General features: G+C 67.5%; 5 protein-coding genes and 5 pseudogenes. 3 read left to right on the plus strand and 7 right to left on the minus strand.

Going from position 1 to position 9,094, the window contains the following annotated elements:
* Positions 1–180: 180 nt before the first annotated feature.
* A pseudogene (locus ACFVWD_RS56070) lies at positions 181–363 on the plus strand (IS5/IS1182 family transposase); the annotation flags it as partial.
* Positions 364–383: 20 nt separating this feature from the next.
* On the opposite strand, the gene ACFVWD_RS56075 reads toward ACFVWD_RS56070, so the two are convergent.
* The 3 genes from ACFVWD_RS56075 to ACFVWD_RS56085 form a co-directional block, all read right to left on the minus strand.
* Positions 384–2,099, minus strand: a complete 1,716-nt coding sequence (locus ACFVWD_RS56075; RefSeq protein WP_389606734.1) for a recombinase family protein — start codon at positions 2,097–2,099, stop codon at positions 384–386.
* A gap of 111 nt (positions 2,100–2,210) precedes the next feature.
* Entirely contained in the window at positions 2,211–2,546 is a 336-nt protein-coding gene (locus ACFVWD_RS56080) for a recombinase family protein (RefSeq protein WP_389606736.1), read from the minus strand.
* Positions 2,543–2,671 carry a hypothetical protein gene (locus ACFVWD_RS56085; protein WP_383127032.1) on the minus strand — a complete coding sequence of 43 codons (129 nt, stop codon included), beginning with the start codon at positions 2,669–2,671 and terminating at the stop codon, positions 2,543–2,545. The genes ACFVWD_RS56080 and ACFVWD_RS56085 overlap by 4 nt, the downstream gene beginning before the upstream one ends.
* 174 nt (positions 2,672–2,845) lie before the next feature.
* Between ACFVWD_RS56085 and ACFVWD_RS56090 the strand changes: the two are divergent.
* Positions 2,846–3,013 (plus strand): annotated as a pseudogene (locus ACFVWD_RS56090) (IS5/IS1182 family transposase); the annotation flags it as partial.
* Positions 3,014–3,056: 43 nt separating this feature from the next.
* Here the strand turns inward: ACFVWD_RS56090 and ACFVWD_RS56095 are convergent.
* Together ACFVWD_RS56095 and ACFVWD_RS56100 are read right to left on the minus strand one after the other, a co-directional pair.
* The gene (locus tag ACFVWD_RS56095) at positions 3,057–5,021 is read right to left on the minus strand and encodes an FHA domain-containing protein (RefSeq protein WP_389606738.1); all 1,965 of its coding nucleotides are present in this window, start codon (positions 5,019–5,021) and stop codon (positions 3,057–3,059) included.
* A 419-nt stretch (positions 5,022–5,440) separates the two neighbouring features.
* Complete coding sequence (locus tag ACFVWD_RS56100) at positions 5,441–7,003, minus strand: serine/threonine-protein kinase (protein ID WP_389606739.1); 1,563 nt, start codon at positions 7,001–7,003, stop codon at positions 5,441–5,443.
* A 388-nt stretch (positions 7,004–7,391) separates the two neighbouring features.
* Here ACFVWD_RS56100 and ACFVWD_RS56105 point away from each other — a divergent pair.
* A pseudogene (locus tag ACFVWD_RS56105) lies at positions 7,392–7,493 on the plus strand (IS5/IS1182 family transposase); the annotation flags it as partial.
* Positions 7,494–8,455: 962 nt separating this feature from the next.
* On the opposite strand, the pseudogene ACFVWD_RS56110 reads toward ACFVWD_RS56105, so the two are convergent.
* Both ACFVWD_RS56110 and ACFVWD_RS56115 read right to left on the minus strand, forming a co-directional pair.
* Positions 8,456–8,593: pseudogene (locus tag ACFVWD_RS56110) on the minus strand (DUF6879 family protein); the annotation flags it as partial.
* Between the two features lie 14 nt (positions 8,594–8,607).
* A pseudogene (locus tag ACFVWD_RS56115) lies at positions 8,608–9,094 on the minus strand (helix-turn-helix domain-containing protein); the annotation flags it as partial.

Below are 9,094 nucleotides of genomic sequence, written 5' to 3' on the forward strand. Positions count from 1 at the left end.
CGTCGGTCAACTCACCCAGCTCGGCTACGACGTGAGCCTCGAGCCCCGCGCAACGTGAGAGAAAACGGTGCGGGGATTTTCAGAGCAGATCGAGGCTAGGTTGCCCCGCGCGGGGTGTGAGTTATCGAGAGGCGAGGCTGTGCAGTCGGGCGATGACGAGCGTGGCCTGGTGCACGCCGGATCGGCCTGCTCCTCGCTTTGACTGTCACCGCCGCAAGCTTGTCGGGAAACGCCGTGGGGATACAACTCCTCGATCAGGCCAAGGTCGAACACGGGGCCGGCCTCGGAATCGAAGTTGAGGTCGTCAACAGGAGTCCAGAGGTTCGCGGCTTCCATGTCGTGAAAAGGCGCTGGGTGGTCGAGATCTGTCAAGCACAGTGCGCTCATGGAGTCTGTTGCCCGGCTGTTTCGGCGGTCTCGGTCCAGATGCGGCGGCTGTACCAGCCGGGCGGACGTGTCCGGCGTTCGCGGAGTTCGGCGAGCTCTCGCTGGTCGGCGTGGGCGATGAGCCGGTGGGGCCAGCAGCTCTCCCGGCGGGTGGTGATCCAGCCGCGGTTGATCCAGGCGTAGAGGGTGGAGGTGGTCATGTCCAGCTCGGCGGCCAGGTGCTTGAGCCACCACTCGTTGGGGCCGGGCTCCTCGCCGGGTGCTGCGGGACGGTGCCGGTGGACACGGCCTGCGGGGCAGGCGAGGCGGCGCATGAGGTCGCGGACGGTGGCCGCGGAGATCCGTTTGCCACCCTTCGCGGGCCGGAAGCCCTCGGCTTCCAGACGGTCGGCGATCCCGCTGGCGCCGATGCCCTGGCCTGCTAGTTCGCGGATCCGATCGGTCAGTTGCGGGTAGTAGCTGAGCTGGTCCAGCCGCTGGACCGGGCGGATGACCTCTCCCGCCGTAGTGGTCCCGCCGGCCCAGACGATCGTGACCTTCACCCGCTCGCTGGTGCCGAGCACGGTGACGACGACCTTGTCGACGACCGCGCGGACGATCTCCTTGCGGTCCGCTGTCGTGGTGCTGTGCGCACGCCACAAACCCTCGATGTCGCCGGCCAGAGCCGTGATGGTCTGCCGCTCGGCCGGAGTGAGGATGTGCGGACTGCTGCGGGTGAAGCGGTCGTAGTCCTCGCGGAGTTGCTGCTGGACGGCGAGTGCGTCCTCCCACTCTTTCTCCAGCTGGCGCACGACCAGGCGGTTCTCCGGTTCGGCGAGGTGGTGGCTGCGGCGGGCCCGGTCGGCGTCCTGGGCGGCGCGTTCCAGCCGTTGCGACCACAGCCGTTCCAGCTCGGCTCGCTCGGCCAGGACCTGGTCGGCCGCGCGCAGGGACACCTCGACGGCGGCGGGCGTCAGAGCCGCGAGGACCTGTTGCTCGACGAGGGCGTCCACGCAGGTGGAGTTGAGCAGCTGGCAGTTCTTCTCCGCGCCGTAGTTGGTCTTGTCCCGGGCGCACACGTATTCGGGCAGGGCCTTGCTGTGCTGGGTGTGGTAGCGCACGTTCATGCGCCGGGTGCAGCGGCCGCAATACACCAGCCCGGCCGCGAGGGCGGGGCCGCCCCGGACCGTGCCCATGGCTTCGGCGCGGGCGCGGTTGGCCGCCAGTTTCGCTTCGTTCGTCTCGAACTGGGCGACGGTGATGTAGGCGGGCAGGACGTTCGGGATCATCACATGCCATCCGTCCCGGGAGCGGACGACCCGTCCGGTGCTCGGCCGGGCCGGGTCCTGGCGGCGCGGGTCGATCCGGCGCCGCCCGTAGGCATAGATGCCGGCATAGGCGGGATTGTGCAGCAGGTTCTGCAGCGTCATCCGGTTCGGCCTTCGCCATTCCAGGGTGCCCTTGTCCGGTCCCTCACGCAGCCGGATACCCAACTGGATGTCATGACCGACGAGATAGCGCAGGACACCGTGCAACGTGCCGAGCCGTTCGAACTGCGCAAAGATCAGGCGGATCACTGTCTGCACCTGTTCGTCCGGGTCCCAAGTCACCTCCCCGGACGGGCGGCGGACGTAACCGCTGGGCAGGGGAAAGGCCAGCTCGCCGCGGCGGGCCTTGTTCAGGCGCCCGCTCCACATCCGCTGCTTGATCAGGTGAAGTTCGGCCTCGCTCATCGTGCCCTTGAGCCCCAGCAGCAGCCGGTCGTTGTATTCGGCCGGGTCGTAGACCCCGTCGGTGTCCGCGAGTACCGCACCTGACAGGGCGCACAGCTCGATCAGCTGGTATCAGTCCCTGCCGGAGCGGGCCAGCCGGGACATCTCGATCCCCAGCACGAGACCGACGTGGTCCAGTCCGATCTCGGTGACCAGACGCTGGAAGCCGGTGCGGGCGACCGCACTCGAACCCGACTTGCCCAGGTCCTCGTCGATCACCAGCACCCGGTCCGCCTGCCAGCCCAGCGCGACCGCCCGGTCCACCAGGGCGTACTGCAAACGGGTCGACTCCTGGTGGTCGACAAGCTGCTGGCGGGTGGACTGGCGGACATAGATCACCGCGAGCCGCTGCAGATGACGGTCGTCGATCTTGCTGCCGGGCCGCTCCCACGGCATCACCGAGGTCATCCCCGGTCCCGCTCACTCGCCGTCGCGGCGGCCGACAAGGCGCGGCTCGCCAGCCGCACCAACTGCCCCACCACCGCCTGCCGGTTCACCTCCGGCAGTGCTGCCCACACCTGCCCGTCCGGCACCACCGGAATCGTTCTCTGGGGCCGACGTCACTGTCGTCGCGCATGACGACCCGTTCCCCTCATCGCCCAGCCGGCCCCGCAACCGTCGGGCCACAACGACCAACCGCTGCAGGCCCTCACGGCCGATTATCGGCGTCCGCTCACTGCTTTGACTATCCATAAGCGCAGTGTGCTTGGGCGATGGAGCGGAGCCTGGGATGGATCATGATGCACCGACGTCTCGCCCGCGACTGCGAGGCGCTCACCGGCAGCTCTGAAGCCATGATCCACATTGCGTCGATCGACAACCTCGCCAAGCGCATAACGGACGAGACCGCACCGACCTGGCGAGGAACTTACTAGGAGGCAAAGGGCGATCAATCCACACTGGACGCTCTCTCAGTCCTCAGGATGCTCCGGCGGCCTGCCTCGTGTCATGCGGGTTCAGGAACCACGCCTCCTGCGGCACGTGGGCGGGTGGGGTGCTCCGGGGGTCGGCGGGGCGCGGGACGTAGACAGGAGAGTCCGATTGGTAGAAAAGGTCGATATCGGCTTCCTCGCCGCCGACGATCAAGGTGTCCCAGGCGCCGCTTTCCTGGAGTGTCCGGAGTGCGGCCGGGGCGAGCGTCGTGAGGCGGTCGCGCAGTTCCTCGTCGGTGGGCATGCCGGGGAGACGGGACGCGAGGCGCTCACGGATCGTGCGCATGCGGTCCAACAGCGCGTCGAGGTCCGACCGCTGCGGTTCGGAGCCGGCGTCAGGTGCCTGTTCCATGCTGTGGGCGATGATGTCCTTGATGGCGCGCGTGACACCCTGTTCGTCGGTGGTCACCATGGCGTTCCAGGCCCGGCTCTTGTGCCGGTACTGAAGCATGGACATTGCCGCCTCGTGCCGGATGAAGTCGGCGTCGCGCAACTGCTCTCCCTGCCACGCGCGGCGGAGAGAGCGGGCGAGGGAAAGGGCGGAGGCGAAACCGCTGTTGAGACCGCGCCCCGGCCAGAAGTGGATGGCGTTGGCCGCGTCGCCCAGCAGGAAACCGTAGGTACCCGGGCTCGTTGCGGTCGGGCGGCTGAGCTGGGCCGTGAATCGCGGGCGCTGCACCATGTCCAGCCGGAACGACGTGATCGCGCTGAGGTCGTCCTCGGCCACGTCGAACAGCTTCAGACCCTCCCGGATCCGTTTCCACAGGGGCGAGCTGCGCAGCAAGGCGGGCAGGAAGAGCGTCCCGTGGGTGGGGCAGCGGAACTCGTTGTCCTCTTCGCGGCTCATCACGCAGGGACGAGCCGCGATGCATTCCTCGAAGGCATGGCGGACTGGATCGATGCCGATCACGTTCCGGGCTTCCTCGGGGGTGAGCCGCATGTTCAGGAAGCCTTCGCCGCGCAACGAGTTGAGCAGGAAGCGGTTCTGCGACACGGTCAGCAGCACGCTCATCGGGTCCGACAGCTTCGACTTCACCCGAAGCCCCAGCACGACATCCTGCAGGTGCTCACCGGCGAGGGAGTATATCGAGGCGTCGGCCGCGCCGAAGCGGTCGGCGTAGTACTCCCGTGTGCGGGACCGCCCGCCTTCACAGATCGCCAGGAGGTGTTCCTGGGAGAGCCGGTTCTGGTGATCCGACGGGTCGAAGCACTTCGGGACCAGCCGGATCGCCGTCTTCTTGTTCGCCAGTTCCAGGAGCCGGTCCTCGACGTGAGCGATCCGGATGTTTCGGGGAGGCCGGCCATCTACGGAGTCCGGTCCAACGGGCCACATCTCCGAGTAGGCGTCGGCGTCGAACAGCGCCGACTGCACCTCGTCGGACAGGCCGAGGTACTGTCGGCTCTGGATGGTCACCACTTGCTGCCGACGGACGTTTCCGTGGGTCTCGTCCTTCCAGACGACCGTGGAGCCGTTCTTGATCCACCGTCCGTCGTAGAGGGTGATAGCCACCCGCTCGTGCAGCATGCTCTCGAGCGTCAGCGCGAACGCGAGACCAACCGGGCCCCCGCCGGTGATCGTGACCCGGAGTACGTCAGAGGCCACGGAGGCGTTCACGCGGGGAACGTCGAGGAGGGAGAGATCCATGATCGTCTCCATGGCGTCCTGGGCTTCGAAGAGGAAGGTCTCCTCGCCGATTTGGATGCAGTCGTTGGGGCGTAGCACATGCCGTGTGATGCGCTGGTCGTTGACGAACGTTCCATTCCGGCTGTTGCGGTCGTAGAGAACGAAGTCGGCGTCCTCCGCGACGATCTCGGCGTGCAGGCGGGAAGCGCTGGGACTCACGATCACGACGCCGCTGTCGCCCTTGCGTCCGAGCGTCAGGGGAGCACTGCTCAGAATCACGCTTTGACCAGTGAAGGGACCCGTGCGTCCCACGATGACCGATGGCACTCCATACTCCTTGCAAACGACGCCCAGTTCGGAAAATGGGCCACACCGCGCGGCCGATCCGGCGTGCGGTTGGACTCGTACGTCACCACTACGCAGGGGGTGAGTCGGTTGGTTCAACTGTTGGCGACCACTTCGTCCGCCTGGCGGAACCGCGCCTGCCGAAGCCCGTCACCCGTGACAGGGACCCGGCGCAGTGCCGAGCGGACGAGGCGGGCCCACGCCCCCTAATGACGGTGAGGGTGGAAGTCGAGCTCGTGTCATGTCTTGCGCTGCGATGGTCCGGCTCTACTGGCGGCAGGGAGTGCAGTAGAAGCCGCCAGCACCCCGCGGATCCATGCGTCGGGTCTCCTTCCGGCTCGGGCCGGACTGCCTGCCCCGATCGCATCGGTGCTTCGCAGGCAGTCGATATGTCAGCGGAGTCAGTGACCCAGGGCGCCGCTGTCCTCGTTCCTGCACATCACCGAGAACGGCACCTTGTTGGAGGTCGTCTGCACCGGTCCTTTGACCTCCACGCCGATCTCGCTGTCGAGCGTCCCGGCACCTGAGTACGTCGTGAGGTGCACCGTGTCCTGCCCCGTACTGTCTCCTCCCGCGAACGACAGGATGCGCCAGTGCCGATCGACCAGTGAGCCGTCCTTGGACACCCATCGGTAGGAGATCTGGGCAGGCACTTGGCCCACTGTGAACGTCGCCGTGAAGGTGGGCGCCTGGTCGCCAGGCAGCGGGCAGGCGCCGGTGTAGGCCGTGTTCGAACCCGTCACCGTCACTCGTACAGCCTGCGAAGCAGGGGCGTTCTGCTCGCCCTGCCCGGCGGGTGCGGGGGCCTGTCCGGCGTCCTGTGAGACGCCGTCCAGCGCTCGCGGCGAACTCGCCCCGGCAGGGGATTGGTTGGCGCTCGTTCCGTCGCCCCCTCCGCCGCTCACCAGCGCGTAGCCCACCCCGATCACGAACAGGGCGCACGCGGCCGCGGCGGCGACCGGGACGACCGTGGGGCGCCGGTTGCACGGCGGGCGGACTCGCGCGGGCACTGTGACGGGTTCCGCCGGAGCGTGGTGGGTGGCTGACGGCTGTGTCCCGGGGTGCGTCACGACCGTGGAGGCGTAAGTGGTCTCCGACGTGCGGTCGGTAGGGGGTGTGCCGCCCGCGCCGATGTTCCGCAGGTCCTGTTCGGCCTGTTCGGCGGGGATGCGTTGGCCCGGGTCCTTGCGGAGGAGCCCTTCGATGACCGGGGCGAGGGGGCCGGCCTGGTGCGGGGGCGGCAGTTCCGCGTCGACGACGGCGCGCAAAGTGCTCAGCGGGGTGTCCTGCCGGAACGGGGAACTGCCCTCAACGGCCGCATACAGCAGTACGCCCAGGGACCACAAGTCCGACTCGGGGCCCGGGGCGCGGCCCAGTGCCCGCTCCGGCGGAAGGTATTCGGGGGAGCCGACGACCTCCCCGGTCATGGTGAGGGCAGAGCTGCCCTCGACCATCGCGATGCCGAAGTCGGTGAGCACCACCCGGCCGTCGTTCGCCAGCAGCACGTTGGCCGGCTTCACATCGCGGTGCAGCACGCCGGCGGCGTGCGCGGCGCGCAGCGCGGCGAGCACCTCGGCGCCGATGTGCGCGGCCCGCTCCGGGGTGAGCGGTCCCTCGGTCCGCAGCAGGTCGGCCAGTGACCGTCCGCGGACCAGTTCCATCACGATCCAGGGGCGGCCGCCGTCGGTGGCCACATCGTAGACCGTCACCACGTTGCGGTCGGGTATCCGGGCCGCGGCCCACGCCTCCCGCTCCAGCCGGGTATACATCCGTTCGACATCGGCGACGGGCAGACCGGCCGGGGCGCGTACCTCCTTGACGGCGACCTCGCGGTGCAGCACCTCGTCGCGGGCGCGCCACACGGTTCCCATGCCGCCCTCACCGAGGGCGGACAGCAGTCGGTAGCGGCCCGCAACGACACGTTCACTGCCCGGCCCTCCCGGCACGATGTCCTCGTTGCGCATTGGGGCGATTCTCCCTTTCCTCATGAAAGCAGCTCGGTTGAGCGTGGACGTCGCGTCTTGAATACGAGCTTCTGCGCACGGCCGCCGTCAGGAAACCCACCGTGCAGCGGACGAGTCGCGGAGTTGCAATCGTTTCTCGGGGCCCAAGACAGGCAGAGCGGTGCCTCTGTGTCTGATCGGTCATCATCTTCCCCGTCCGTTCGCTCTACTCGCGCGTCACCGGGCCCGCGCCGACGCCAAGCGGGCCTCTCGAGGTGGGCGAACCGCTCTCACCGCTCACCGCCAGGCCCTCTAAGAGGCCCTATGAACTACAACGTACGAACCGGTCCCTCAGGTTCGACCGGCTCCAGGAACGTAACTTTCACCGCGTCGTCCGTATCCGAGTGATCTGTCCCATGCCCGCTGGGAGTTGATCGAGCCGGTACCGAGCACCTGGCGGGCCGAGCATCGCCGGCATGCACTGAACATCGGACGCCCGCCGGAGCACGAGCAGCCCGCCACGTGAGACCACGGGCGACCAGGTACCGGACCGCATCGGCCATCTGCCGGTGGCAGTAGCCCTCCGGCCGGCGGCCCCCTGCCCTCCAGCCCCCCAGCACCGGCAGCGAGTCCCGGGTGGCAGCCCACTCGACGTCGGTCATGTCCGACGGACACCTCGGCTGCCTGTGCGGCGGTCCCCCGGCCGCGGTTGCGGGTACCTGTGGCCACTGGGCGGGTACGGCGCAGGAGCGATATGCGGGCCGACGGGGTGTGTGGGCCCTAGGCCCGGTGGCATCAGAGCTGCTGCCTGTGCGGGAACCGGTCCCCATCCGGGCACACCCCGCCAATCGGGATGCAGCGCCAGCTGAGCAAGACGAGCAAGATGGCGTTGCACTTCGATTGGCGGGGGCGGCACTGTGGTGCTCCGGGGGGCGAGAGTGCCTGGGTCAGCGCCGAAACCAGGCACTGGATGTGTTGCGGCGCCGGGGACGAGGGACGTTGGCGGTGACACCTGCTGGGCGGCGCGTTCTATGACGAGTGACTGAGGCAGGCCCTCGGGCGGTGTACCAGGCTTCATCCCCGCTCTACGCCTGGTGGCTTTCCAACCTTGTACCGTAATGACAAACGGACGGCATGGCTCTCCAGTGGGGGTGAAACGCGATTTACCCCCTGTATCCCGGAAATAGTGGGCAGCATTTATCTCGTCACCGTGTCGCCGAGCTAATTGCATGAGTGCATCCTGCTCTTTCTTATCTTTCTCGCCCGTCTGGTGCACAAGTTCATGGATGGTGAAATGGGCCCCGTTCCTGAATTCGTAAAGAGCAGCGATCAGTGTCTCCGTCATTTCTATGTCCCGATTTGTCTGCATTTCAGATTTCCTTCTCTTGTTGGCTTGGCATCCGGACTTGTGAGACCTGTTCAGGGTTCTTCTTTACTGGCAACGGAAGAAGAGAAGAGGAAGTTCACCGAGACTACGATGCGTGCCCGGCGCACGACGACGCCGCGGCCTACGGTCTCCTGGATGAGGTCGAGCCACGGACGCCACCAAGAGACGCGTTCCGCTGGGTTGTGCCGGTGTCCGTCCCGCCAGTCGGCGAACGGGCCCTTCTCGCCTCGTGGCGCGCGCCCGAACTCGTCCATGCAGAAGACGACTTCGGGCTCGCCTTCCTCGGGTATGACCTCACCGTCGGCGATAGCGTAGAGATGCTCGACCCGGGCCTTCTCGGCCGCGTAGTCCGGGTCGCGCGAGGTCTTCCAGGTCTTCACGCGTTGAAACGGGACGCCCTCCTCGCGGAGCAGGACCCGAAGGTCCTCGTGGCTGATGTCGTCGACCACCCCCTCGGCGACCAGGAAGTCGGCCAGCTTGGCCAGGCTCCAGGTCGAGAACGGCAAGCTGTGCTCAGCTGGCCTGGACCTGGCAATCTTCTTGACCTCGCGGCGCTCGGAAAGGGCGAAGGCTCTCGGCCGGCCGGCCTTGTACTTGGGGTAGAGCGAGTCGAAGCCGTCGGCGTTGAAGTTGTGGAGCACGTCCCGGACCCGGTCCGGGCTGGTGAACGTCACCTCGGCGATCTTCGCCACGGGCGTGCTCTGTGCGGATAACAGCACCATCTG

It is taken from the genome of Streptomyces sp. NPDC058086 (genome assembly GCF_042885015.1).
GTDB lineage: Bacteria > Actinomycetota > Actinomycetes > Streptomycetales > Streptomycetaceae > Streptomyces.

What these genes read in the sequence shown, in the direction of transcription:
- ACFVWD_RS56075 (WP_389606734.1), bottom strand. Translation starts at nt 2,099, where the DNA reads ATGAGCGAGGCCGAACTTCACCTGATCAAGCAGCGGATGTGGAGCGGG.
- ACFVWD_RS56080 (WP_389606736.1), bottom strand. Translation starts at nt 2,546, where the DNA reads ATGACCTCGGTGATGCCGTGGGAGCGGCCCGGCAGCAAGATCGACGAC.
- ACFVWD_RS56100 (WP_389606739.1), bottom strand. Translation starts at nt 7,003, where the DNA reads ATGCGCAACGAGGACATCGTGCCGGGAGGGCCGGGCAGTGAACGTGTC.